This window comes from Pseudomonas wadenswilerensis (assembly GCF_900497695.1).
Lineage (GTDB): Bacteria > Pseudomonadota > Gammaproteobacteria > Pseudomonadales > Pseudomonadaceae > Aquipseudomonas > Aquipseudomonas wadenswilerensis.
In genome coordinates, this window is record NZ_UIDD01000002.1 from 35,069 (window position 1) to 60,415 (window position 25,347).

Sequence of the window (25,347 nt, forward strand, 5' to 3'; positions counted from 1 at the left end):
CCATTGGCGCACGTTACGCGGCGCCTTGTTGCTCGGCCAGCTTGTCGGCCAGGCGCACGAAGGCGGCGAGGTCGAGTTGCTCCGGACGCAGGCTGCCATCGACGCCGGCAGCCTCGATGGCGTCGCTGCTGAGCAGGGCCTTGAGAGTGTTGCGCAGGGTCTTGCGGCGCTGGTTGAAGGCTTCGCGGACAATGCGCTCTAGCAGGCGATGGTCCTTGGCCGGGAACGGCAGGGTTTCGTGCGGTACCAGACGCACGATCGCCGAATCGACCTTGGGCGGCGGATTGAACGCGCCCGGGCCGACGTTGAACAGGTGTTCGACCCGGCAGTGGTACTGCACCATGATCGACAGGCGGCCCCAGTCACCACCGCCAGGGCCTGCGGCCAGGCGCTCGACCACTTCTTTCTGCAGCATGAAGTGCATGTCGCGGATCAGCTCGGCGTTGGCCAGCAAGTGGAAGATCAGCGGCGTGGAGATGTTGTACGGCAGGTTGCCGACCACGCGCAGGCTGTTCGGCGCCGCACCCAGGCTGGTGAAGTCGAACTTCAGCGCATCGCCCTGGTGCAGGCGGAAGTTGTCGCGGTTAGCGAACTGCTGGTTGAGAATCGGTACCAGGTCTTTGTCCAGCTCGACCACGTCCAGCTGTGCGCCGCTCGCCAGCAGGCCGGAAGTCAGGGCGCCCTGACCCGGGCCGATTTCCAGCATGCGCTCGCCGGCCTTGGCGTGGATCGAGCGCAGGATGCGGTCGATGACGCCGGCGTCGTGCAGGAAGTTCTGGCCAAAGCGCTTGCGCGCCTTGTGTTGGTATTGCTCGGTCATTTTCGGGTCTCGGCCATCTGGTAGGCGGTTTCCAGGGCGACCTGCAGGCTGCCGGTGTCGATCTTGCCGCTGCCGGCCAGGTCCAGGGCAGTGCCATGGTCGACCGAGGTGCGGATGATCGGCAGGCCCAGGGTCACATTGACCGCCGCGCCGAAGCCTTTGTACTTGAGCACGGGCAGGCCCTGGTCGTGGTACATCGCCAGCACTGCGTCGCAGTGCTCCAGATATTTGGGGGTAAACAGGGTGTCGGCGGGCAACGGGCCGCGAAGGTCCATGCCCTCGCTGCGCAGGCGCGCCAATGTCGGTTCGATGGTGTCTATTTCTTCATGGCCCAGGTGGCCACCTTCGCCGGCGTGCGGATTGAGGCCGCAAACCAGGATGCGCGGGTTGGCAATGCCGAACTTGTGTTGCAGGTCGGCATGCAGGATCCGCGTGACACGCTCCAGGCGTTCGCTGGTGATGGCGTCGGCAACGTCACGCAGGGGCAGGTGAGTCGTCACCAGGGCCACGCGCAGGCCGCGGGTTGCCAGCATCATCACCACTTGCGCGGTGCTGGTCAGGTCGGCGAGGAATTCGGTATGCCCAGAAAAGGCGATGCCGCTTTCGTTGATCACGCCCTTGTGCACGGGGGCAGTGATCATCCCGGCGAAATGCCCGTCCAGGCAGCCTTGCCCGGCGCGGGTCAGGGTTTCCAGCACGAACCCGGCGTTGGCCTTGTCCAGCTGGCCTGCTACCACCGGGTTTTGCAGCGGCGTATCCCAGACATACAGGCTGCCCGCGGGGGCGGGCTGGTCGGGGAGGGCGTCGAGGCTCACCGGCAGCAGGCTGACGGCCACGCCCAGCTGCGCGGCCCGCTCGGCGAGCAGGTCACGGCTGGTAATGGCAATCAGGGGGTGTGGCTGGGCTTGCGTGGCGAGCAGCAGGCACAGGTCAGGACCTATGCCGGCCGGCTCGCCGGGTGTGAGGGCGAAGCGCTGAGGTTTCACTGCGCGGCCTGATCGGCGCCAGGAAGCTTGATTTCGACGTAGGCTTCGTCACGGATCTGACGCAGCCAGGTCTGCAGCTCTTCATCGTACTTGCGATTACGCAGCACGTTCATGGCTTGTTGCTCGCGGGCTTGCTCGGTGCTGTCGGTGGCACGCCGGCCCAGCACTTCAAGGACGTGCCAGCCGTACTGGGTCTTGAACGGCTTGGTCACCTGGCCCTGTTGGGCGTTGGCCATTTCTTCGCGGAACTCCGGCACCAGGGCGCTTGGATCGATCCAGTTGAGATCGCCGCCATTGAGTGCCGAGCCAGGGTCTTCGGAGAAGCTCTTGGCCAGCGTGGCGAAGTCCTCACCGTTCTGGATACGGTCATAGAGCCGTTGGGCCAGCTCCTGGGTAGCCGCTTCGCTGCGGATCTCGCTCGGCTTGATCAGGATGTGACGGACATGCACTTCGTCACGCATGGTGGCTCCGCCGCCGCCACGTTTTTCCTGCATCTTGATGATGATGAAACCGGTAGGGATACGAAGCGGCTGAGTGACGTCGCCGACGTCCAGGCTGCTGAGCAACTTGGCGAAGTCAGGCGGTAGCTGACCGGCTTTACGCCAGCCCATTTCGCCGCCTTCCAGGGCGTTTTCGCTGGCGGAGCTGGCGATTGCCATCTGGCCGAAGTCGGCGCCGCTCTTCAGGCGCGTGTACACCTCGCCGGCCTTCTGGGCCGCCGCCTGGATCTGCGCCGAGTTGGCGCTTTCCGGCGTCGGGATCAGGATGTTGGCCAGTCGCCATTCTTCCGACAGTTGCATCTGGCCCTGCTCCGAAGCGAGGAAGTTCTTCACTTCCTGCTCCGAGACCTGAATGCGCTCGGCAACCCGGCGCTGACGTACGCGGCTGATGATCATCTCGCGACGAACTTGCTCGCGGGCATCTTCGTACGACAGGCCATCATGAGCCAGGGCAGCGCGGAACTGCTCCAGGTTCATACCGTTGCGCTGGGCAATGGTGCCGATGGCCTGGTTCAGCTCTTCGTCGGTGATGCGGATGCCCGAGCGATCGCCGATCTGCAATTGCAGGTTTTCGACGATCAGGCGTTCGAGCACCTGCTGGTCCAGCACGCCGGCGGGCGGCACGGAGCCACCACGCTTGGCGATGGTCTGCTGGACTTCACGCACGCGGCTGTCCAGCTGGCTTTTCATCACCACGTCGTTGTCGACGATGGCCACAACGCTGTCCAGGGGTTGCACGGCGGCGTGCGCCGTGCCGGTCAGCAATACCGCGCCCAGCAACAGCGGGCGCAGACAATCAGTAAGCTTGGTCTTCACGAGTACGATAACCTTGAATGCCCTGGTCGAGGAAAGACTCGACCTTGTTGCCCACTACGCCGCCGAGGCCTTTCAGCACAATCTGCAGGAAGACGCCGTGGTCGCCTTTTTCGTTTTGCGGTGCATCCTGGCTGAACTCGTCGTAATCAATCCAGTAACGGTTGATCAGGCGCAGTTTCCAGCAGCAGTTGTCGTATTCGAAACCACCGAAGGCTTCCAGGGTGCGGTTACGGTTGTAGTCATGTTGCCAGCGAGCGATCGCGGACCACTGTGGGACGATCGGCCACATGACCGAGAAGTCATGTTGCTGGATCTTGTAGTAGTCCTTGACGTAGTTCGGATCGCCTGGAGCACTGTAGTCTCCACCGCCAACAGACCATTTGCCGGTAGCGTTGTCATAGCGGACCATGTCATTGCGATAGCGGTAGCCAAGGTTGATAACCTTGTTCACGTTATCTTCAGGCTGGTAGTGGAACATCGCGCTACCCGAGCGAGTACTGCGGCTGTCCGGATCCCAGTTGAAGTCCGAGTTGAAGCGCCAGTCGCGGTTGAAACGGTATTCATACTCCAAAGCATATGGCGACACATTTGCTTGTGCGTCATCGCGAGTACGCCAGTCGATACCCGGCAACTGAACCTTGCGGTCTTTGAAGTAGAGTGCTTGGCCAATGCTGAAACGTTGACGCTCAAAGCCGTTTTCTTCAATCCAACGGTTAGTGATACCAAGCGACAGTTTGTTTTCGTCACCTACACGATCAGTGCCGCTGAAGCGGTTATCGCGGAACAACGACGAGTAGTTGAATGTGCTCTCACCGGAATCAAAGACCGGTATGTCGAGCTGGTCGCGGTATGGGACGTACAAGTAGAACAGGCGTGGTTCAAGCGTCTGGGTGTAGTTCTTGCCGAACCATTGGGTTTTACGGTCGAAGAACAGGCCACTGTCCACACTGAAAATCGGAACGTTGCGGCTCTGGTTTCGAGAGTACTCACCGTATAGGAAATCGGGGCCGCCTGCATTTGCTGCGGCTACACCGTTTGCAATGTCCTGTTTACCTTTATTGTCCAGGTCCAGGTCGTAGCGGGTGTACATGTACTTGATCGATGGCTTCAGGAAGCCGTAGGTCCAGTCCAGTGGCAGGCTGACTTCAGGGGCCAGATTGATTCGATCACCAGTAGCTCGGGCGAGGGCGAAGACGTTGTTGTCATACCGCGGCACGGGATTGCCCTTATCGTCGACGTAGTTGCCGCTGCGCAAGTCGCGATCGAACCGTACGAACTCGGTGTTGTAGGCAAAATCGAGGCCGCCTGGGTGATAAGGAAGCATGCCACTGAAGGTGAGCTGCGGCAGGCGGTCATACGGAGTAATCTGGGTAATAGTCGCCAGCTTGAAGGCATGCATGTTCAACCGGGCAGTGTAGTCATCTCCACGGTAGGTCAGCGCACCTTGCTGATTGATATAGTCTTTGCTTTCGACACCGATCTGGTCCGACTCCAGGTCTTGGAAGTAGTACGGATCGCTGATATCGGTGTAGTCGACTTCAGTCATCAGGCGCTCATCGAGGCCGCCCTTGTGCTGCCAGTTGATCATCCAGCGCTGGTCTTTGTAATCCGTCTGCAGCTTGCGCTCGTCTTCCTTGTCATTCAGGTAAGCACCGCCGAATTGCCCTTCGCTGGACTTGGTCAGGTAGCGGAACTCGCCTTCCATCAACATGCCGCGCTTGGCCATGTAGCGTGGATACAAGGTGGCGTCGTAGTTTGGCGCCAGGTTGAAGTAGTACGGCGTCACCAGGGTGAAGCCGGTGTCGCTGCTGGTGCTGAACGACGGCGGCAGGAAGCCGGACTGGCGACGGTCATCGATCGGGAAGTAGATGTACGGTGTGTAGAACACCGGGAAATCCTTGACCCGCAGGGTGACGTTGGTCGCGGTACCGAAGCCGGTGGCCGGGTTCAGGGTAATGTTGTTGCCCTTGAGCTGCCAGGCGTTGCTGTTCGGCTCACAGGTGGTGTAAGTACCGTCCTTGAGGCGGATGATGGCGTTTTCGGCACGCTTGGCGTACAGCGCGCTACCGCGGATACGTGACTTGTGCATCACGTATTCGGCGTTGTCGACCTTGGCTTCACCGGTGTCCAGCTGGATGTCGGCGTGATCGCCCACGACCAGCGAGCCGTTGTCGCGAATCTTCACGTTGCCGCTCAGCTCGCCACGGTTCTCGGCCTGGTACAGGTTGGCTTCGTCGGCCTCGACCTGCATGCTGCCCTGGCGCATGACCACGTCACCGGCGAGGGTGGCGATCTGCTGCTCCTGCTGGTAGCGCGAGACCTTGGCGCCGATAAAGGTCGGCGATTCGTCTTTGGGTGTGGTGTCGTCCATGCCCGGACGCGTCGGCTCGATGTAGGCGCCGGCGCAATAAGGCCCGGTTTCGGCGAGCTGGGCCGGGGTCAGCTGGTCGCGCGGCACCCAGTCCAGGTGGCTGGCGTCGGGGCTGCGGGACTTCAGCACGCGGCCTTTGGCTTCGGTGACCAGCACCGTGCCTTGACCCTGCTCCTGGGCAACCTCGCCGGTACCGGCTGGCGTTTCACCGGACGAGGGGGCAGCGGCACCGACATGCACCGGGCGTGGCGGCAGTGCGGCGGCTGGGGTTTTGGGCTTGCAGTCCCAGCCTCCGGCAGCAGACACTTGGCAGTCGAACTGCTCTGCGGCAACCACGTATGGGGTGGCCAGAGGTTGCATCGCCAGCAAACCGCCGGTGACCAGCAACGGGAATTTTTTACGAAACGCGGGGGATTTCAATGCCATCTTATTAGTCCGGGCTTCCTGCGTGCCATCTGCCCGCGTGTGGGGCCGCACGCCTCTCGATGGTCTGAAAAAGATGCTGGATAATAAAGCATGACCCGCTTGACGGCTAGGGCCGTCGGAGACCCTTGTAATGCCCGATCACGATGTACGCTTGCAACACCTGAATGTCTGGCTCGCCGAGCAGCTGGCAAACCTGTTCCATAAACAGGGCTGGGGCACGGTTCCCGCGGGTAGCCTGACCGCCGCCAGCAGCGATGCGAGCTTTCGCCGCTACTTCCGCTGGCAGGCCGAAGGCCACAGCTTTATTGTCATGGATGCGCCACCGCCGCAGGAAAACTGCCGGCCGTTCGTTGATATTGCTCATTTGCTGGCCACTGCCAAGGTCAATGTGCCGGTTATTCATGCCGAGGACCTTGAGCGCGGCTTCCTGCTGCTCAGCGACCTGGGCACCCAGACCTACCTCGATGTGATCAACGCCGAGAATGCCGATGGCCTGTTCAACGACGCCATCGAAGCGCTGCTGGCCTTCCAGCAGTTGCCGATGGACGCGCCGTTGCCAAGCTACGACGTGGCGTTGCTGCGTCGCGAGCTTGAGCTGTTCCCCGAGTGGTACGTGGGCCGTGAGCTGGGCCTTGGCTTTAACGACGCGCAACTGGCCGCCTGGCAGCGTATCAGCAGCCTGCTGATCGACAGCGCGCTGGCCCAGCCGAAAGTGCTGGTGCACCGCGACTTCATGCCGCGCAACCTGATGCACAGCGAGCCGAACCCCGGCGTGCTGGACTTTCAGGATGCGGTATACGGACCGACCACCTATGACATCACCTGCCTGTTCAAGGATGCTTTCCTGAGCTGGCCGCAGGCACGCGTGCAGGGCTGGCTGAAGGATTACTGGCAGCGCGCCCAGGCCAAAGGCATCCCGGTGCAGGCCGATTTCGAAGACTTCCACCGTGCCAGCGACCTGATGGGCGTACAGCGCCACCTCAAGGTCATCGGTATTTTCGCTCGTATCTGCCACCGCGACGGCAAGCCGCGCTACCTGGCCGATGTGCCGCGCTTCTTTGCCTATATAGATGATGTGATCGCCCGTCGCCCGGAACTGGCCGAGCTGGACGAGTTGATCGAGAGCCTTCAGGCCGCTGCCGGAGTGCGTCCATGAAAGCGATGATTCTCGCCGCGGGCAAGGGCGAGCGGATGCGCCCGCTGACCCTGCACACGCCAAAACCGCTGGTGCCGGTGGCCGACATGCCGCTGATCGAGTATCACCTGCGTGCCCTGGCGGCGGCCGGCTTCAAGGACGTGGTGATCAACCACGCCTGGCTTGGGCAGCAGATCGAAGATCACTTGGGCGATGGTTCACGCTGGGGCCTGAGTATCAGTTACTCGCCGGAAGGCGAGCCGCTGGAAACCGGCGGTGGCATCTTCAAGGCCCTGCCGTTGCTGGGCGATGAGCCATTTGTGCTGGTCAACGGCGATATCTGGACCGAATACGACTTTGCCCGCCTGCCCAAAAACCTGAACGGGCTGGCCCACCTGGTGCTGGTGGATAACCCTGACCATCATGGCAAGGGCGATTTTTGCCTGGATCAGAGCCAGGTCCGTGACGGTAATGCCGATGTCGACACGCTGACCTACAGCGGCATTGCCGTGCTGGCCCCGCAACTGTTCGCCGACTGCCAGGCGGGTGCTTTCAAGCTGGCGCCGCTGCTGCGTCAGGCGATGGCGGCCGGGCAAGTCAGTGGCGAGCATTTCAGTGGGCACTGGGTGGATGTCGGCACCCTGGAACGTCTGGCTGAAGTCGAGCAACTGCTCGCCGAGCGCCGCTGACATGTTGTGGCCGAGCACAGTGATAGGTGCCGGGGCAGGCTTTGCCATCGCCAGTATTCCAGGGGCTTTGCTGGGGGCGTTGCTGGGTCAGGCGATGGACCGCCGTTTGCAGTTGCACAGTTGGGCGCATGTGCGCGAACGCCTGGGAGGGCGGCCGGTGTTGCGCGACGACGAAGTACTGTTCGTGCTGCTCGGGCGCCTGGCCAAGAGCGACGGGCGCGTGGTCGATGGCCATATCCAGCAGGCGCGGGTGGAGATGCAGCGGCTGGAGATGAACGAGCCGGCCAGGCGCCGCGCCATTGCTGCCTTCAATCGCGGCAAGCGCGGCAAAGAGCGCCTGGGTGCGCACTTGCGGCGTCTGAAGCAACAGCCTCATGCCGCCGAAGGCATGTTGCGTGCTTGCTGGCGCATGGTCTGGGCCGATGGCCAGGCCGGCCGGCACGAGCGTGAGCTGTTACTGGCGTGGGGCCAGGCCCTGGGCTGGTCGTCGGCCAAGGTCCAGGCCCTGGCGCTGGACTACGAACCGCAGAAGGCGGCGCTGGCCGACGGTATCCTGGGCTATCCGCAGGCCTTGCGGATGCTCGGGGTCAGTGCAGAAACCGACGCCGGGCAGATCAAGCAAGCCTATCGGCGGCTGCTCAGCCGCCACCATCCGGACAAGCTGGTGGGCAATGGCGCCAGCCCTTTGCAGATTCGCGAGGCAACCGAACGTACCCGCGAGCTGCATCAGGCCTACGCCGTCATTCGCAAGCGCCGCGGCTTCTAGTCGAGCTTTTCCGGGCTCAGCCAGCCACGGATGCGGCGGAACAGTTGTTCCTGTTCCGCTGCGCTGTTGCCCGGCACGGCGGTCAGGCTGACCTGGCGGTAGTTGGCGTCCTTCAAGCGTTTACTGGCTTGCAGGCGCTGTTCGGCCGCGCGCTTGGCCTGAGGCAGGGTGGCATAGAAAAAGTCTGCAGTCGGCACTTTCAACGTCGGCGCCAGGCTGTCCAGGCCGTGTTCGGCCTGAGTCGGCGTCTGTGCGGCGACCATCACCAGCTTCTGTACCTGCGCCGGTTGCCGCTCGCTCAGGTAGCGGGCAGCCCAATAAGCACCGCTGCCGTTGCCGAGCAGGACGATACTGCGAGCATTTTGCTGCTGGGCGTAGGCAACGGCGGCATCGAGGCGATTGAAGATACGTTCGGCATCGGCCTTGTCATTCTCGACCGGCGCCTTTGCCTGCTCGACGCTTTCGCTGTTGTCGTTTTCGGCGGCCGTGGCCTGTTCGATACTGGCATTGGCATTGGCTGGGGTGTCCTTGACCGGCGCGCTTTCGCCTTGCTCGGCCTTTTGCGCTGGCGCCGGCGCTGCTTCGACGCGCGCTTGCGGGCTGTTGGTCAGCAGGTCTGGCAGGGCCAGGCTCAGGCTGTGCCAACCGGCATCGGGAAACTTGCGCCGCAACGGGCCGACGGTCTTTGGCCAATCGGCATTTTCGCCGGCACCGGCGAGAATAATCAGGGCGCCTTCGGGCTCGGCGGTGTTGGCTGGCTTCCACAGGGCCAGGAAGCTGTCGCTGCCGGCCTGCAGGGTTTGCTGTTCAGCCTGAGGAACCTGGCGCTCCAGGGCCAGGGCATCTTCCTGGCTGCGTTCGGCCAGCGGTTGGCGTTCGACAGCGGCAGGTTTGCTGTCGGCGGCAGCTTCTGGCGTTTCGCCAGCTGCCGCTTGTGCGGTACAAGGTAGTATCAGTGACAGGCATAACGCCGGCAGCGTCGTGCGATAAAGTGCGAACATGGATCGATCCAGGCCAGATTAATACCGGCAGCCTAATAGTATTTGCTCGGGACGGCCATGCTCGGTGGCCGTCCTACCCTTGATGAGAGTGCAGATGAAACTTTTGCGCTGCCTGTTGCTTATCGGCTGTTTTTGCCTGCCCTTGATCACGGGGGCAGCTTCGGCTGCCGCGCCTGCGCAGGTTGTGCTGGAGCCTGCCCAGCAACAGTGGCTTGAGCAGCATCGCAGCTTGCGGGTCGGGCTGGTGCTGCAAGCACCCTTTGCCCAGTTCGATCGGCGTTTGCAGCAGCTCTACGGGGTCAACGTCGAGCTGATGAACTGGCTCGGCCGCTCGCTGGGGCTGGACCTCACCTGGCGCAACTTTCCTGACCAGGCGGCACTGGAGCATGCGCTGCTGGCCGGTGAAGTCGATCTTGCCCCGGGTCTGACCCAGACACCGGCCAGCTTGCGTCTGTGGTTGTTCAGCGACCCTTACATGCGGGTACCGCAACTGATCGTCGGGCCGCGTACCGGCGCAGTGGCGGTGGATCTGGAGAAACTGGCCAGTACCGATCGGGTCGCCGTGCGCATGCCCAGCACCGTTGCCGACTATCTGCGTGCCACCTATACGAACCTGAATTTGCAAGGGGTGCCTCAAGAGCGCCAGGCCTTGCAGTTGGTGCTCAGCGAGCAAGCAAGATTTGCCGTGGTGGATGAGGCGCAATTGAGCCGCCTGTCACGGGAAAGCGAGTTCAGCGAACTGGTGGTGGTCGGTGATATCGGCCTGCCGCAATTGTTACGGGTGGGCTCGCGGCGGGACTGGCCCGAGCTTGCCGGGATTGTTGAACGCGGCCTGCAGGCTGTTCCGCCCAAGGACCTGGAGCAACTGCACCAGCGCTGGCTGGAGCCCAAATACCCGCGCCTGAGCGAATCCCCGGGATTCTGGCAGAACCTCGGCCTGCTGCTGGCGGCACTGCTGCTCAGTTGTGTGGCCATCGTCATCTGGCAGCGTCGGCAACTGCATCAGCTCGAACACAGCCTGCTGGCCACCCGCGACACCCTGGCCCAGCGTCAGGCCCGCGAAGAAGCCCTGCGCCTGAGCCAGTTCTCCATCGACCAGAGCACCGTGGGTATTCTCTGGGTCAACTGGGACAGCCATGTACGCTACGCCAACCGGGCCGCTGAAAGCATGCTTGGTTACGCTTCGGGGGCTCTGATCGATCGGCCGCTGATCGATTTCGAGCCGACCCTGCACATGGACCGCTGGCTCGACCTGTGGAAGCGCGCCCGAACCAGCGATGAAGCCCCTCAGCACTTTGAAACCCGGTGCCTGCGCGCCGATGGCAGCCTGTTGCCGGTGGATGTGTCGCTGAGCTTCCTGCGTTTTCGCGATGCCGAGTACCTGGTGGTGTTTCTCGCCGACGTCACCGAGCGCCGACGGGCATTGGCGGCATTGCGCGAGAGCGAGGCGCGGCTTAAGGGCATCGCCGGCAACGTGCCGGGCCTGGTGTTTCGCCTCGAACGCAACCCGGCCGAAGGCGAGCTGGAATTCCCCTATATCAGTGAAGGCAGCGAAGCCCTGGTGGGCTATCCGCCTGCGGCGTTGCAACACCCGGACATGGGCCTGCGCAACCTCGTGCACCCGGACGATCGCGCCGAGTATCACCGGGTCCAGGACCTGGCCCTGGCCACTGACAGCGATTGGTCCTGGCAGGGGCGGATCCTGACCCGCCAGGGCGAACAGCGCTGGGCCGATATCAAGGCCAGCACCCGGACGTTGGTGGATGGCCGGGTGGTCTGGGACGGGGTGGTCTGGGATATCAGCCAGAGCAAGCGCGTCGAGCTCGAACTGGCCCGCTCCCAGGAACAGCTGCGTGAACTGTCGGCGCACCTGGAAAGCGTTCGTGAGGAAGAAAAAGCCCGTATAGCGCGGGAAGTGCACGATGAACTGGGGCAGATGCTCACAGTACTGAAGCTGGAAACCTCCATGTGCGAACTGGCCTACGCCGAGCTGGATCCCGGCCTCAACGAGCGCCTGGGCAGCATGAAACGCCTGATCGCCCAGCTGTTCCAGCTGGTGCGCGATGTAGCCACCGCCCTGCGTCCGCCGATCCTCGATGCCGGCATCGCTTCGGCCATTGAGTGGCAGGCCCGGCGCTTCGAAGCGCGCACGCAGATCCCTTGCCTGGTGCAAGTGCTGGAAAACCCGCCACCCTTGAGTGATGCCAAGGCCATTGGCCTGTTCCGCATCCTGCAAGAGGCGCTGACCAATGTCATGCGCCATGCCCAGGCGCATACTGTGCAGATCAGTTTGAGCCTCGACGGCCAGACCTTGCGGCTGACGGTGATCGACGATGGCGCAGGATTTGTCCTGGAACAAAGTAGGCCATGCTCATTTGGCCTGGTCGGCATGCGTGAGCGGGTGCTCATGCTGGGCGGCAGCATGACCCTGGAAAGCGAGCCGGGCGAGGGCACCAGCCTGAGCGTGGCCATCCCCCTGGATTAGGAGCATTGCGTGATTCGAGTACTGGTTGCCGAAGACCACACCATTGTCCGTGAAGGCATCAAGCAGTTGATCGGCCTGGCCAAGGACATGCAGGTAGCGGGGGAGGCCGGCAATGGCGAGCAACTGCTGGAAACCCTGCGCCATACCGCGTGCGAGGTGGTCCTGCTGGATATTTCCATGCCTGGGGTCAACGGCCTGGAGGCGATTCCACGGATTCGCGCCTTGAACAACCCGCCGGCGATCCTGGTGCTGTCGATGCACGACGAAGCGCAGATGGCGGCGCGGGCGCTGAAGGTCGGCGCTGCCGGTTACGCTACCAAGGACAGCGATCCGGCCTTGTTGCTGACCGCCATTCGTCGGGTGGCCGGTGGCGGGCGTTATATCGACCCGGACCTGGCCGATCGCATGGTCTTCGAGGTCGGCCTGACCGATGCACGGCCGTTGCATTCGTTGCTGTCGGAGCGCGAGTTTTCGGTGTTCGAGCGCCTGGCCCAAGGCGCCAACGTCAACGACATAGCCCAGCAACTGGCCCTGAGCAACAAGACCATCAGCACCCACAAGGCGCGGCTGATGCAGAAGCTCAACGTGAACTCGCTGGCGGAACTGGTGAAGTATGCGATGGAGCACAAACTGTTGTGAGTGTTCCAGAAGCGACATCGTGCTTACCTTCATCGCTGGCAAGCCAGCTCCCACAGAAAACCAACAGGCATGGCTCTTGTGGGAGCTGGCTTGCCAGCGATAGCGATGGTTGTGGCGATGAAGTTTTCAGCGCTTATCCAAAAACGCCATCCTTGTAGGGCAATCCCTACACCAAGCCTTCCAACGCGCTGATATCAATCTCTCTCCACCCCCGATTTGCGCCGCTTGCCGCCTTCACTAGGCTTTGGATACAGCAGTCATCCAATAAAAAGGTGCGGGTATGAGTGAGGTGAATTCGAGCGCTGCAACCGGCGAAGTGCTGGTCAGCTTCCGTGGTGTGCAGAAGAGCTACGACGGCGAATCGCTGATCGTCAAAGACCTCAACCTGGATATCCGCAAGGGTGAGTTCCTCACCTTGCTCGGCCCGTCCGGTTCTGGCAAGACCACCAGCCTGATGATGCTCGCAGGGTTCGAAACGCCGACCGCAGGCGAGATCCAGCTGGCCGGCCGTTCGATCAACAACGTGCCGCCGCACAAGCGCGACATCGGCATGGTGTTCCAGAACTATGCGCTGTTCCCACACATGACCGTGGCCGAGAACCTGGCGTTTCCCCTGAGCGTGCGCAACCTGAGCAAGACCGACATCAGCGAGCGGGTCAAACGTGTGCTCAACATGGTCCAGCTCGACGCCTTCGCCCAGCGTTACCCCGGCCAGCTTTCCGGTGGCCAGCAGCAGCGGGTGGCCTTGGCCCGCGCGCTGGTGTTCGAGCCGCAACTGGTACTGATGGACGAACCGCTGGGGGCCCTCGACAAGCAGTTGCGCGAACACATGCAGATGGAGATCAAGCACCTGCACCAGCGCTTGGGCGTCACCGTGGTCTACGTCACCCACGACCAGGGCGAAGCGCTGACCATGTCCGACCGCGTCGCGGTGTTCCACCAGGGCGAGATCCAGCAGATCGCCGACCCGCGCACCCTCTATGAAGAGCCGAAGAACACCTTCGTCGCCAACTTCATCGGCGAAAACAACCGCATCAATGGTCGTCTGCTCAGCCACGACGGCGAGCGCTGCCAGGTGCTGCTGCCGCGCGGCGAAAAGGTCGAGGCACTGGCGGTCAATGTCGGTCAGGCCGGCGAACCGGTAACCCTGTCGATCCGCCCCGAGCGCGTGCGCCTCAATGGTCACAGCGAAAGCTGCGTCAACCGTTTCTCCGGGCGGGTAGCCGAATTCATCTACCTGGGCGACCACGTGCGGGTTCGCCTGGAAGTCTGCGGCAAGGCCGATTTCTTCGTGAAGCAGCCGATTGCCGAACTCGACCCGGCCCTGGCCGTGGGCGATGTGGTACCGCTTGGCTGGCAGGTGGAGCACGCCCGCGCGCTCGATCCTTTGCTGGAAGCCAATTGAAGGTTTGCTTCACCAACCCTGTACTGTGGAGAGAATAATAATGCGCAAACACTTGAAGTTGACCGCCCTGACTCTGGGCCTGTTCGCGGCAACCCAGGCCATGGCGGCGGCCGACCTGACCGTGATTTCCTTCGGCGGCGCCAACAAGGCGGCCCAGGTCAAGGCGTTCTACGAGCCATGGGAAAAGGCGGGCAACGGCAAGATCGTCGCTGGCGAGTACAACGGTGAAATGGCCAAGGTCAAAGCCATGGTCGACACCAAGAGCGTGTCGTGGAACCTGGTGGAGGTCGAATCGCCAGAGCTTGCCCGAGGTTGCGACGAAGGCATGTTCGAGGAGCTTGATCCTGCACTTTTCGGTAACGAATCCGACTACGTTCCCGGCGCTATCCAGCCTTGCGGTGTTGGCTTCTTCGTCTGGTCCACGGTCATGGCCTACAACGCCGACAAGCTGAAGACTGCGCCGACCAGTTGGGCGGATTTCTGGGACACCAAGCAGTTCCCGGGTAAGCGCGGCCTGCGCAAAGGCGCCAAGTACACCCTCGAATTCGCCCTGATGGCCGACGGTGTTGCGCCCAAGGACGTTTACAAGGTACTCGCCACCAAGGAAGGCCAGGACCGTGCCTTCAAGAAACTCGACGAACTCAAGCCGAGCATCCAGTGGTGGGAAGCCGGTGCGCAACCACCGCAATACCTGGCCTCGGGTGACGTGGTCATGAGCTCGGCCTACAACGGCCGCATTGCCGCCGTGCAAAAAGAGAGCAACCTGAAAGTCGTCTGGAACGGCGGTATCTACGACTTCGACGCCTGGGCCATCCCGAAAGGCGCCAAAGATGTCGAGCAGGCTAAGAAGTTCATCGCCTATTCGGTCCAGCCTGATCAGCAGAAGACCTACTCGCAAAATATCGCCTACGGCCCGGCCAACTCCAAGGCTGTTGCGCTGCTGTCCGACGAGATCAAGAAAGACATGCCGACCACCCCGGAAAACATCGCCAACCAGGTTCAGATCGACGTGGCGTTCTGGGCGGACAACAGCGAGCAACTCGAGCAACGCTTCAACGCCTGGGCTGCCAAGTAAGGGCCGCTGATGGGGCGTCGGCTTGCCGCCGGCGCTCCTTGTTCTCAAGATTTCGGAGTTCGCTATGGCCATCGCAGTGCCCCTGAATGAAGGCGCCGGTTCCAACCTCAAGCAGCGCCTCAAGCGTGCCGAGCGGGTCAACCGCTGGAAGGCGCAAGCGCTGATCGCGCCACTGGCGCTGTTTCTGCTGTTGGTGTTCCTCGTGCCGATTGCCGCGCTGTTGTACAAGAGCGTGGGTAACCCGGAAGTGGTGGGCGGCTTGCCGCAGACCGTGACCGCCGTGGCCGAGTGGGATGGCAAGGGCCTGCCAGGGGAGGCGGTGTACAAGGCGCTGAGCGAAGACCTTGCCCAGGCGCGCAAGAACCAGACCCTGGGCGATACCTCCAAGCGCCTGAACATGGAGCTGGCCGGCTATCGCAGCCTGCTGGCCAAGACCGCCCGGGCGCTGCCGTTCAAGACCGAGCCGGCTTCCTATAAAGAAGCCCTGCAGGAACTGGACGAGCGCTGGGGCGATCCGGCCTACTGGCAGGCGATTCGCCGTAACACCAGTAGCGTCACCCCGTTTTACCTGCTGGCGGCCCTCGACCATCGTATCGATGATCTCGGCGAGCTGGCCAAGGCCACCCCGGACCAGGCCATCTACCTGGATATCTTCACCCGTACCCTGTGGATGGGCTTCGTCATCACCGCTATCTGCCTGGTGCTGGCTTATCCCCTGGCCTACCTGCTGGCCAACCTGCCGACCCGGCAGAGCAACCTGCTGATGATTCTGGTGCTGCTGCCGTTCTGGACTTCGATCCTGGTTCGGGTTGCGGCCTGGATCGTGCTGCTGCAATCGGGCGGGCTGATCAACAGCGCGCTGATGGCCATGGGCATCATCGACAAGCCGCTGGAACTGGTGTTCAACCGTACCGGGGTGTACATCTCCATGGTGCATATCCTGCTGCCGTTCATGATCCTGCCGATCTACAGCGTGATGAAGGGCATATCGCCGACCTACATGCGTGCGGCGATTTCCCTCGGCTGTCATCCGTTCGCCAGCTTCTGGCGGGTGTACTTCCCGCAAACCTACGCTGGTGTAGGCGCGGGCTGTCTGTTGGTGTTTATCCTTGCCATCGGCTACTACATCACCCCGGCGCTGCTTGGCAGCCCCAACGATCAGATGGTCAGCTACTTCGTGGCCTTCTACACCAACACCAGCATCAACTGGGGCATGGCGACCGCGCTGGGCGGCTTGCTGTTGCTGGCCACCGTGCTGCTTTATCTGATCTATAGCTGGCTGGTCGGCGCCAGCCGCCTGCGCCTGAGCTGAGGAGCGTTGTCATGCTGAGCCCCTACATGTCGCCCGTCGAACGGGTCTGGTTCTACAGTTTGCGCATCCTTTGCGGGCTGATCCTGCTGTTCCTGGTGTTGCCGGTGCTGGTGATCATTCCGCTGTCGTTCAACTCCGGCAGCTTCCTGGTCTACCCGCTGCAGGGCTTCTCGCTGCAGTGGTACCACGATTTCTTCGCCTCGGCCGAGTGGATGCGGGCGCTGAAGAACAGCATCATCGTGGCGCCAGCCGCCACGGTGCTGGCGATGGTCTTCGGGACCCTGGCCTCGATCGGCCTGACCCGGGGTGATTTCCCGGGCAAGTCGCTGATCATGGCCCTGGTGATTTCACCCATGGTGGTGCCGGTGGTGATCATCGGTGTGGCCAGCTACCTGTTCTTTGCCCCGCTGGGCATGGGCAACAGCTTCATCTCGCTGATCCTGGTGCATGCGGTGCTCGGCGTGCCGTTCGTCATCATCACCGTCTCGGCGACCCTGCAGGGCTTCAACCATAACCTGGTGCGCGCCGCCGCCAGCCTGGGTGCTTCGCCGCTGACCACGTTCCGTCGGGTGACCTTGCCGCTGATTGCGCCGGGGGTGATTTCCGGGGCGCTGTTCGCCTTCGCCACGTCTTTCGATGAGGTGGTGGTCACCCTGTTCCTCGCCGGTCCCGAGCAGGCGACCCTGCCCCGGCAGATGTTCAGCGGCATCCGCGAGAACCTCAGCCCGACCATCGCCGCAGCGGCAACCTTGTTGATTGCCTTCTCGGTGGTGCTGTTGCTGACCCTGGAGTGGTTGCGTGGGCGTAGCGAGAAGTTGCGTACCCAGCAGCCGGGTTGAGGCCTTTTCGCAGGGCAAGCCCGCTCCCACAGGAGCGGGCTTGCCCTGCGATGAACATCCGTCGACCGCCTTGATACCGGTCAGCCCTAGACTGTTTCCCTGAGGTACAATGCGCGCCACTGTGATTCTGCCTACAGGTGCGCCATGCAGCCCTACGCTATTGCCCCCTCGATTCTTTCTGCCGACTTCGCCCGCCTGGGCGAGGAAGTCGACAACGTCCTGGCCGCGGGTGCCGACATCGTTCACTTCGATGTGATGGACAACCACTACGTGCCCAACCTGACCATCGGCCCGATGGTCTGCACCGCCCTGCGCAAGTACGGCATCACCGCGCCGATCGATGTGCACCTCATGGTCAGTCCGGTCGACCGCATCATCGGCGACTTCATCGAAGCGGGCGCCAGCTACATTACCTTCCATCCGGAAGCCAGCCTGCACATCGATCGTTCGCTACAGTTGATTCGCGACGGCGGTTGCAAGGCCGGCCTGGTGTTCAACCCGGCGACCCCGCTCGACACCCTCAAGTACGTGATGGACAAGGTCGACATGATCCTGTTGATGAGCGTCAACCCGGGCTTCGGTGGCCAGAAGTTCATCCCTGGCACCCTCGACAAGCTGCGCGAAGCCCGTGCACTGATCGATGCCAGTGGCCGTGACATCCGTCTGGAAATCGACGGTGGTGTGAACGTCAACAACATCCGTGAAATCGCCGCCGCGGGCGCCGACACCTTCGTCGCCGGTTCCGCGATCTTCAACACCCCGGACTACCGTGAGGTGATTGCCAAGATGCACGCCGAACTGGCCCTGGCCCGCCCATGAGTGGCTTCGAGCAGCTGTTCCCCGGCGCCCTGCCCAAACTGGTGATGTTTGATCTGGACGGTACCCTGATCGATTCGGTACCGGACCTGGCAGCGGCGGTGGACAACATGCTGCTCGCAATGGGGCGTCAGCCCGCCGGCCTTGAGGCGGTGCGCCACTGGGTCGGCAATGGTGCGCCGGTGCTGGTGCGTCGCGCCCTGGCTGGCGGCATCGACCACGAAGCGGTCGATGACGACGAAGCCGAGCGGGGCCTGGAGTTGTTCATGCAGGCCTACGCCGAAAGTCATGAGCTGACGGTGGTCTACCCCGGCGTGCGCGACACCCTCAAGTGGTTGCACAAGCAGGGCGTGGAAATGGCCCTGATCACCAACAAGCCCGAGCGCTTCGTTGCACCCTTGCTCGATCAGATGAAGATCGGCCGCTATTTCCGCTGGATCATCGGCGGCGATACCCTGCCGCAGAAAAAGCCCGACCCTGCCGCCTTGCTGTTTGTCATGAAAATGGCCAGCGTTGCGCCTGAGCAGGCCCTGTTCGTCGGCGACTCGCGCAGCGATGTGCTGGCGGCCAAAGCGGCTGGAGTCAAGTGCGTCGGCCTGACCTATGGCTACAACCATGGCCGGCCGATCAGCGAAGAGGCGCCGTGCCTGGTCATCGACGACCTGCGCGCGCTGTTGCCTGGTTGCTTAGATCCGGCCACTGGGATAACGTTGGCGGACGTTCAATCCCCCTCAGATCGAGATTCCATCGTGGCGGTTACCGGCAAACTCTGGATGAAAGTCATCAAGGCCCTGGCCCGCTGGCGTTGGCGCGCCTGACTGCCATCTGCCGGCAAATGCCGGCCTGCTTGCCTGCCTGACCCATCTGCTGCTTGCCACGAGGCTATCATGACCCGCGAAGAATTCCTGCGCCTGGCCGCTGCCGGCTACAACCGCATTCCCCTGGCCTGCGAAACCCTGGCCGACTTCGACACGCCACTGTCGATCTACCTGAAACTGGCTGATCAACCCAACTCCTACCTGCTCGAATCGGTGCAGGGCGGCGAGAAGTGGGGGCGTTACTCGATCATCGGCCTGCCGTGCCGTACGGTGTTGCGGGTGCATGATCACCAGGTCCGGATCACCCACGACGGTGAACTGATCGAACAACATGAAGTAGAAGATCCGCTGGCCTTCGTCGAAGCCTTCAAGGAGCGCTACCAGGTGCCGACCATCGCCGGCCTGCCGCGCTTCAATGGTGGCCTGGTCGGATACTTCGGTTATGACTGCGTCCGCTATGTCGAGCGGCGCCTGGGCAAGTGCCCGAACCCTGATCCGCTGGGCGTACCGGACATCCTGCTGATGGTGTCCGACGCGGTGGTGGTGTTCGACAACCTGGCCGGCAAGATGCACGCTATCGTGCTCGCCGATCCGGCTCAGGAACAGGCCTATGAAAACGGCCTGGCCCGTCTCGAAGGCCTGCTCGAACAGCTGCGCCAGCCCATCGCCCCGCGTCGCGGGCTGGACCTGGGCGGCCCGTTGCCGGCAGAGCCGGCGTTCCGCTCCAGCTTTACCCAGAGCGACTACGAGCGTGCGGTCGATACCATCAAGGAGTACATCCTCGCTGGCGACTGCATGCAGGTGGTGCCATCGCAGCGCATGTCCATCGACTTCAAGGCCGCGCCGATCGACCTGTACCGGGCACTGCGCTGCTTCAACCCGACGCCGTACATGTACTTCTTCAACTTCGGCGACTTCCATGTAGTGGGCAGCTCGCCAGAAGTGCTGGTGCGGGTCGAGGACAACCTGGTCACCGTTCGCCCGATCGCCGGAACCCGCCCACGCGGTGCCACCGAAGAAGCCGATCGTGCGCTGGAAGAAGACCTGCTGTCCGACGACAAGGAAATCGCCGAGCACCTGATGCTCATCGACCTGGGCCGTAACGACGCTGGCCGGGTCTCGGAAACCGGCTCGGTCAAGGTCACCGAGAAGATGGTGATCGAGCGCTACTCCAACGTCATGCACATTGTTTCCAACGTCACCGGCGAGCTGAAGCAGGGCCTGAGCGCCATGGATGCACTGCGCGCGATCCTGCCGGCGGGCACCTTGTCCGGGGCGCCGAAGATCCGCGCCATGGAAATCATTGACGAGCTGGAGCCGGTCAAGCGCGGGGTCTACGGCGGTGCGGTGGGGTACTTTGCCTGGAACGGCAACATGGACACCGCGATTGCCATCCGTACCGCAGTGATCAAGGACGGTGAGCTGCATGTGCAGGCCGGTGGCGGTATCGTTGCCGACTCGGTGCCAGCGCTTGAGTGGGAAGAAACCATCAACAAGCGCCGGGCCATGTTCCGTGCGGTGGCGCTGGCCGAGCAGACACCACGTAGCTGAGCCTGATCCACGGCGCCTGCTTGTGGCAGGCGCCGTATCCCTTCCTTAGAACTCCAGGCTCAACGCCAGGTTGATCCCTTGCTGGGTCAGCTCGTCACTCTTGCGCCAGTTGTAGCTGCCGCGCAGGGCCAGCCCCGGTGCGAGGGTCTGGCTCAAGCCCAGGGTTGCCCGATTCAGATTGCTCTGCGGGGTATAGCCGGTCAGGGTGAAGTCGTTGCCCGGCAGGCTGTTGAGGTGGATGGTCAGGTCCTGGCGGTCGTCTTCGAACTCGTGCTCGTGAGCCACTTCGGCGAACAGCAAGGTGCTTGGTCGTGCCTGATACTTGCCCTGCAAACCCAGGCCCAGACGCCGCGATTCACGGTCCTGATCGTCATAGCTCAAGGCCGTGGCGCGGGTGCCTTTCTCCGAATACCCATCGACTTTCACCCGCGCATAGTCGGCGCTGACGAAAGGCGACAGGCTCCACTGGCTGCCGGGAGCCGCGAGGTCATATCCCAGGCGCGCGGCGAACGCCCACAGCTCGCCATCGGTATCACCTTTCTCGCTGCGATCGTTCACGCCCAGAGCGAAGGTGCGTTTCAGGTCGCTGTAGTCCAGGTGCCCGCCGGTCAGGGCCGCATCTGCCCACCATTGGTTCTGCTGGAACTGCACGAAGGCGGTGGCCAGGTAGCTGTCGAGCTTGTAGTCGGAGTCTTGCCCGCCGGCTTCGAGCTTCTGCTGGTAAACGCCGGTAGCAATACCAATACGCCAGGCGTCATCCAGGCGGTAGCTGCCGCCCAGGGTCAGGTTGTAGCCATGGCCATCGGCGCTGGCGGAACTGCGCTGGCTGTCGATATCCAGATTCTGCCCACCAGCAGCCACGATTGCCTGCCACTGGCCAACCGGTTGCCAGTGGCCTTGCCACTGGTTGCGCAGTTCATCCTGGTGCGCGCGCAAGCTGGCGTGGGCCATTTCTGGTAGCAGCGTCAGCTCCCATGGTGCGGAGAGGATCGAAAAGGCGTAGTCGGCAATCAGCTCCTGCCCGGCAGTGGTGGGGTGGACCGAATCGTTGAACAGCAACTTGCTCGGATCGGGCGTGGCGCTGTTGATGCCGTAGGTCGCGTTCTGCACGCAGCCGTTGCCACTGAAGCAGGTGCCGACCAGGTTCTGACCGCTGGCCAGGCCGAACTGCGCCGGAGTGGCCAGGGCTTCCTGGAGCAGCAGTGGCACGTTGAGCGGAATGATTTGTGCGTCGATCAGGCTCAGTTGGCCGACCAGTTGCTGGTTGAAGAGGCTGCTCAGCTGCGAAGCCGGGCCTTGCATCGGGGTGCCATTCATCGCCGGGGTCAGGCCCAGGTCGGGCAGCAACCAGACCATGATGTACTGCGCGCCGCCCTGCTGCAGGGCCTGGGCGCTGGCGGCCAGGCGATTGGCGGCGGCTGCGGCGCTGGCCGGGCTGGTGATCTGCCCCTGGAGGAAGTCGTTGCCGCCGCCGGTCAGGTAGTAAAGCGCGTTGGGATCGGCGCGCAGTCCGCCGGCCAGATACCCCGGGCGTTCGCGCAGCACGGTGCCGGCCCCGGGATTGCCTGGTGGAATGATCACGTCGGAAGTGCCGGTGATCGAGTCGAGAATCTGGTCGGTGCGGTAGCCGCCCACTGCCCAGTTGTTGCCGTCAGGACGACCGAGTGCGGCATTGACCGGTGAAGTCGAAGCGCCCAGGTCAGTCGGAGCAATACCCAGCTGCGCCCCGAGCAACATGGGCGATACCGCGCCGAAGGCCTCGCCGTTGCCATAGGTCGGGCCGATACGGTTGGTAAAGCGCTGGGTAGAGCCCGGCGCACCGTTACCGTCGGGGAATTGCCCGGCATCGGCAAGGCTGTCGCCGAAGACAATCAAGGTCGAGTAGGGGGAGGGGGCCGCATGGGCGCTGGAGCAGGCCAGGGCCAGAAGCGAGAATGCACAGGGCAACAGTGAGCGCGCTTTCAACATCGCAAAGATCCTTTTTCGTTGTTGTTATCGGATGACGCCTAAAGACGTTAGCAAAACATTCCGCGCGTCTTCCATCGCTAAAGCGTTTCGGCATGCCTCGGTCATATTGCGTGGACCGCGCCGGTAGGCTACTGTGCGGGAACGTATGAACGAGACCTACCCCGTGTTGATCGTCAGCAAACTCTTGATGCGCGTTATCAAGGCCCACGCCCGTTGGCGTTGGCGCGCCTGACTTTATCTCTTGCCGGTTCGCCGGCCCTGTACCGCTTTGCCTTTCTGAACGCTTTACCTGCTGTAGCCGGCTGTGGCTGGTGCGCACAGGCGAACTAGCACCTGTTGCACAGCGCACAGGCACTTCGAAAGGCATGTATTCAAAGTCAGTAGATGCAAGAGGTTGAACCCAGATGTTACTGATGATCGACAACTACGACTCCTTCACCTACAACGTCGTGCAATACCTCGGCGAGCTGGGTGCAGAGGTCAAGGTCATTCGCAATGACGAACTGACCATCGCCCAGATCGAAGCCCTGAACCCCGAGCGCATTGTCGTCTCCCCCGGCCCGTGCACCCCGACTGAAGCCGGTGTGTCGCTGGAGGCCATCAAGCACTTTGCCGGCAAGCTGCCGATCCTCGGCGTATGCCTGGGCCACCAGTCCATTGGCCAGGCCTTCGGTGGTGATGTAGTGCGCGCCCGCCAGGTGATGCATGGCAAGACCAGCCCGGTGTTGCACAAGGACCAGGGCGTGTTCGCTGGCCTCAATAACCCGCTGACCGTCACCCGCTACCACTCGTTGGTGGTCAAGCGCGAAACCTTGCCCGAATGCCTGGAGCTGACCGCCTGGACCGTCCTTGAAGACGGCTCGGTGGACGAGATCATGGGCCTGCGCCATAAAGAGCTGAATATCGAAGGGGTACAGTTCCACCCCGAATCGATCCTCACCGAGCAGGGCCACGAGCTGTTCGCCAACTTCCTCAAGCAGACCGGCGGCCGCCGTTAAGGATTGAACATGGATATCAAGAGCGCGCTGAGCCGTATCGTCGGTCACCTGGACCTGAGCACCGAAGAAATGCGCGATGTCATGCGCGAAATCATGACCGGCCAATGCAGCGAGGCGCAGATCGGCGCCTTCCTAATGGGCATACGCATGAAGAGCGAGAGCATCGATGAAATCGTCGGTGCCGTCTCAGTGATGCGCGAGCTGGCCGACAAGGTCGAGCTCAACACCCTCGACCAGGTGGTCGACGTGGTCGGCACCGGCGGCGATGGCGCCAACATCTTCAACGTGTCCACCGCTTCGGCATTCGTCGTTGCCGCCGCCGGCTGCACCGTGGCCAAGCACGGAAACCGTGCGGTCTCGGGCAAGAGCGGCAGTGCCGACCTGCTGGAAGCAGCCGGTATCTACCTGAACCTCACGCCGGTACAAGTGGCACGCTGCATCGACAGCGTCGGTATCGGCTTCATGTTTGCCCAGACCCACCACAAGGCGATGAAATACGCCGCCGGCCCACGTCGTGACCTGGGCCTGCGTACCTTGTTCAACATGCTCGGCCCGCTTACGAATCCGGCCGGGGTCAAGCACCAGGTCGTCGGCGTGTTCACTCAGGCGCTATGCCGTCCGTTGGCTGAAGTGCTCCAACGCCTTGGCAGCAAGCATGTGCTGGTGGTGCATTCGAAAGACGGCCTGGACGAATTCAGCCTGGCGGCGCCGACGTTCGTTGCCGAACTGAAGAATGACCAGATCACGGAATATTGGGTCGAGCCCGAAGACCTCGGCATGAAAAGCCAGAGCCTGCACGGCCTGGCCGTGGAGAGCCCGGCCAAGTCGCTGGAGCTGATCCGCGATGCCTTGGGCCGGCGCAAGACCGAGAACGGCCAGAAGGCTGCGGAAATGATCGTGCTCAACGCCGGCGCCGCGCTTTACGCTGCCGACCACGCCATGAGCCTCAAGCAAGGCGTCGAGCTCGCTCATGATGCGTTGCACACCGGTCTCGCCCGGGAAAAACTCGAAGAACTCGGTGCCTTTACCGCGGTATTCAAGCAGGAGAATGAAGGATGAGTGTGCCGACGGTTCTGGAAAAGATCCTTGCCCGCAAGGTCGAGGAAGTGGCCGAGCGCAGCGCCCGGGTCAGCCTGGCGGAGCTGGAGCGCATGGCTGCAGTCGCCGATGCCCCGCGCGGCTTTGCCAAGGCCCTGATTGAGCAGGCCAGGCGCAAGCAACCGGCAGTCATTGCCGAGATCAAGAAAGCCTCGCCCAGCAAGGGTGTGATCCGCGAAAACTTCATTCCGGCCGACATCGCCGTCAGCTACGAGAAGGGCGGGGCGACCTGCCTGTCGGTGTTGACCGATGTCGACTACTTCCAGGGCGGCGACATCTACCTGCAACAGGCGCGCGCCGCGTGCAAGCTGCCGGTGATCCGCAAGGACTTCATGATCGATCCTTACCAGATCGTCGAAGCCCGGGCCCTGGGCGCTGACTGTGTGCTGCTGATCGTTGCGGCGCTGGATGACGTGAAGATGGCCGAACTTGCCGATACCGCCAAGCGCGTCGGCCTCGATGTCCTGGTCGAAGTGCACGACGGCGACGAGCTGGAGCGGGCGCTGAAGACTCTCGACACGCCACTGGTCGGCGTCAACAACCGCAACTTGCACACGTTTGAAGTCAGCCTGGAAACCACCCTCGACCTGCTGCCGCGCATCCCTCGTGACCGCCTGGCCATCACCGAGAGCGGCATCCTCAATCGCGCCGACGTCGAGCTGATGGAAATCAACGAGGTGTACTCCTTCCTGGTCGGCGAAGCGTTCATGCGTGCCGAGCACCCGGGGCTGGAGCTGCAGCGCCTGTTCTTCCCGGAGCGCGTGGTGCAGAACCCGGTGCAAGGCCTGGACTGATTCAACTCTGAAGCCGGCGATGCCGGCTTTTTTGTCTCT

21 protein-coding genes are annotated in these 25,347 nt (G+C 62.5%); 15 read left to right on the forward strand and 6 right to left on the reverse strand.

The window, feature by feature from the left end:
* Positions 1-13: 13 nt before the first annotated feature.
* The 4 genes from rsmA to CCOS864_RS03100 are packed head-to-tail and all read right to left on the reverse strand — an operon-like array spanning position 14 to position 5,919.
* Positions 14-820: a 16S rRNA (adenine(1518)-N(6)/adenine(1519)-N(6))-dimethyltransferase RsmA gene (gene rsmA / locus CCOS864_RS03085; protein ID WP_115085031.1), complete on the reverse strand. Its 807-nt coding sequence runs from the start codon at positions 818-820 to the stop codon at positions 14-16.
* A complete protein-coding gene (gene pdxA, locus CCOS864_RS03090; protein WP_115085032.1) occupies positions 817-1,806 on the reverse strand; it encodes a 4-hydroxythreonine-4-phosphate dehydrogenase PdxA in 990 nt (329 codons plus the stop codon). The genes rsmA and pdxA overlap by 4 nt, the downstream gene beginning before the upstream one ends.
* Positions 1,803-3,122 (reverse strand): peptidylprolyl isomerase, encoded by a 1,320-nt coding sequence (locus CCOS864_RS03095; RefSeq protein WP_115085033.1) that lies wholly within the window; start codon positions 3,120-3,122, stop codon positions 1,803-1,805. The genes pdxA and CCOS864_RS03095 overlap by 4 nt, the downstream gene beginning before the upstream one ends.
* On the reverse strand, positions 3,103-5,919 hold the full coding sequence (locus CCOS864_RS03100) for an LPS-assembly protein LptD (RefSeq protein WP_115085034.1): 2,817 nt from the start codon (positions 5,917-5,919) through the stop codon (positions 3,103-3,105). The genes CCOS864_RS03095 and CCOS864_RS03100 overlap by 20 nt, the downstream gene beginning before the upstream one ends.
* Positions 5,920-6,049: 130 nt before the next feature.
* Between CCOS864_RS03100 and CCOS864_RS03105 the strand changes: the two genes are divergently transcribed.
* Genes CCOS864_RS03105 through CCOS864_RS03115 form a run of 3 tightly spaced genes read left to right on the forward strand, consistent with a single transcriptional unit; the run spans position 6,050 to position 8,509 of the window.
* Positions 6,050-7,075, forward strand: a complete 1,026-nt coding sequence (locus CCOS864_RS03105; RefSeq protein WP_115085035.1) for an aminoglycoside phosphotransferase family protein — start codon at positions 6,050-6,052, stop codon at positions 7,073-7,075.
* Positions 7,072-7,743: an N-acetylmuramate alpha-1-phosphate uridylyltransferase MurU gene (gene murU, locus CCOS864_RS03110; RefSeq protein ID WP_115085036.1), complete on the forward strand. Its 672-nt coding sequence runs from the start codon at positions 7,072-7,074 to the stop codon at positions 7,741-7,743. The genes CCOS864_RS03105 and murU overlap by 4 nt, the downstream gene beginning before the upstream one ends.
* A 1-nt stretch (position 7,744) precedes the next feature.
* Complete coding sequence (locus tag CCOS864_RS03115; RefSeq protein ID WP_115085037.1) at positions 7,745-8,509, forward strand: TerB family tellurite resistance protein; 765 nt, start codon at positions 7,745-7,747, stop codon at positions 8,507-8,509.
* Here the strand turns inward: CCOS864_RS03115 and CCOS864_RS03120 are convergent.
* Complete coding sequence (locus CCOS864_RS03120) at positions 8,506-9,510, reverse strand: alpha/beta hydrolase family protein (RefSeq protein ID WP_115085038.1); 1,005 nt, start codon at positions 9,508-9,510, stop codon at positions 8,506-8,508. The two genes, CCOS864_RS03115 and CCOS864_RS03120, sit on opposite strands and share 4 nt — an antisense overlap.
* 94 nt (positions 9,511-9,604) lie before the next feature.
* Between CCOS864_RS03120 and CCOS864_RS03125 the strand changes: the two genes are divergently transcribed.
* The 9 genes from CCOS864_RS03125 to trpE all read left to right on the forward strand — a co-directional run bounded on the left by CCOS864_RS03125 (position 9,605) and on the right by trpE (position 20,450).
* Positions 9,605-11,995 carry a PAS domain-containing sensor histidine kinase gene (locus CCOS864_RS03125; RefSeq protein WP_115085039.1) on the forward strand — a complete coding sequence of 797 codons (2,391 nt, stop codon included), beginning with the start codon at positions 9,605-9,607 and terminating at the stop codon, positions 11,993-11,995.
* 9 nt (positions 11,996-12,004) lie between these two features.
* Positions 12,005-12,634 carry a response regulator gene (locus CCOS864_RS03130; RefSeq protein ID WP_115085040.1) on the forward strand — a complete coding sequence of 210 codons (630 nt, stop codon included), beginning with the start codon at positions 12,005-12,007 and terminating at the stop codon, positions 12,632-12,634.
* 280 nt (positions 12,635-12,914) lie between these two features.
* On the forward strand, positions 12,915-14,039 hold the full coding sequence (locus tag CCOS864_RS03135) for an ABC transporter ATP-binding protein (RefSeq protein WP_038998451.1): 1,125 nt from the start codon (positions 12,915-12,917) through the stop codon (positions 14,037-14,039).
* 40 nt (positions 14,040-14,079) lie between these two features.
* Positions 14,080-15,114: an ABC transporter substrate-binding protein gene (locus CCOS864_RS03140; protein WP_010221457.1), complete on the forward strand. Its 1,035-nt coding sequence runs from the start codon at positions 14,080-14,082 to the stop codon at positions 15,112-15,114.
* Positions 15,115-15,178: 64 nt separating this feature from the next.
* Entirely contained in the window at positions 15,179-16,426 is a 1,248-nt protein-coding gene (locus CCOS864_RS03145) for an ABC transporter permease (protein WP_036995062.1), read from the forward strand.
* Between the two features lie 11 nt (positions 16,427-16,437).
* The gene (locus tag CCOS864_RS03150) at positions 16,438-17,265 is read left to right on the forward strand and encodes an ABC transporter permease (protein ID WP_010221459.1); all 828 of its coding nucleotides are present in this window, start codon (positions 16,438-16,440) and stop codon (positions 17,263-17,265) included.
* Positions 17,266-17,409: 144 nt separating this feature from the next.
* On the forward strand, positions 17,410-18,084 hold the full coding sequence (gene rpe, locus CCOS864_RS03155) for a ribulose-phosphate 3-epimerase (protein ID WP_115085041.1): 675 nt from the start codon (positions 17,410-17,412) through the stop codon (positions 18,082-18,084).
* Positions 18,081-18,899, forward strand: coding sequence for a phosphoglycolate phosphatase (locus CCOS864_RS03160; protein ID WP_115085042.1), 819 nt, complete (start codon positions 18,081-18,083; stop codon positions 18,897-18,899). Before rpe ends, CCOS864_RS03160 begins: the two co-directional genes overlap by 4 nt.
* A gap of 69 nt (positions 18,900-18,968) precedes the next feature.
* The gene (gene trpE / locus CCOS864_RS03165; protein WP_115085043.1) at positions 18,969-20,450 is read left to right on the forward strand and encodes an anthranilate synthase component I; all 1,482 of its coding nucleotides are present in this window, start codon (positions 18,969-18,971) and stop codon (positions 20,448-20,450) included.
* 45 nt (positions 20,451-20,495) lie between these two features.
* On the opposite strand, the gene estP is transcribed toward trpE, so the two are convergent.
* The gene (gene estP, locus CCOS864_RS03170) at positions 20,496-22,418 is read right to left on the reverse strand and encodes an esterase EstP (RefSeq protein ID WP_115085044.1); all 1,923 of its coding nucleotides are present in this window, start codon (positions 22,416-22,418) and stop codon (positions 20,496-20,498) included.
* A gap of 404 nt (positions 22,419-22,822) precedes the next feature.
* Between estP and CCOS864_RS03175 the strand changes: the two genes are divergently transcribed.
* Genes CCOS864_RS03175 through trpC form a run of 3 tightly spaced genes read left to right on the forward strand, consistent with a single transcriptional unit; the run spans position 22,823 to position 25,308 of the window.
* Positions 22,823-23,416 (forward strand): aminodeoxychorismate/anthranilate synthase component II, encoded by a 594-nt coding sequence (locus CCOS864_RS03175; RefSeq protein ID WP_115085045.1) that lies wholly within the window; start codon positions 22,823-22,825, stop codon positions 23,414-23,416.
* A 9-nt stretch (positions 23,417-23,425) separates the two neighbouring features.
* Positions 23,426-24,475 (forward strand): anthranilate phosphoribosyltransferase, encoded by a 1,050-nt coding sequence (gene trpD, locus CCOS864_RS03180; RefSeq protein ID WP_115085046.1) that lies wholly within the window; start codon positions 23,426-23,428, stop codon positions 24,473-24,475.
* The gene (trpC, locus tag CCOS864_RS03185) at positions 24,472-25,308 is read left to right on the forward strand and encodes an indole-3-glycerol phosphate synthase TrpC (protein ID WP_115085047.1); all 837 of its coding nucleotides are present in this window, start codon (positions 24,472-24,474) and stop codon (positions 25,306-25,308) included. The genes trpD and trpC overlap by 4 nt, the downstream gene beginning before the upstream one ends.
* Positions 25,309-25,347: the final 39 nt, after the last annotated feature.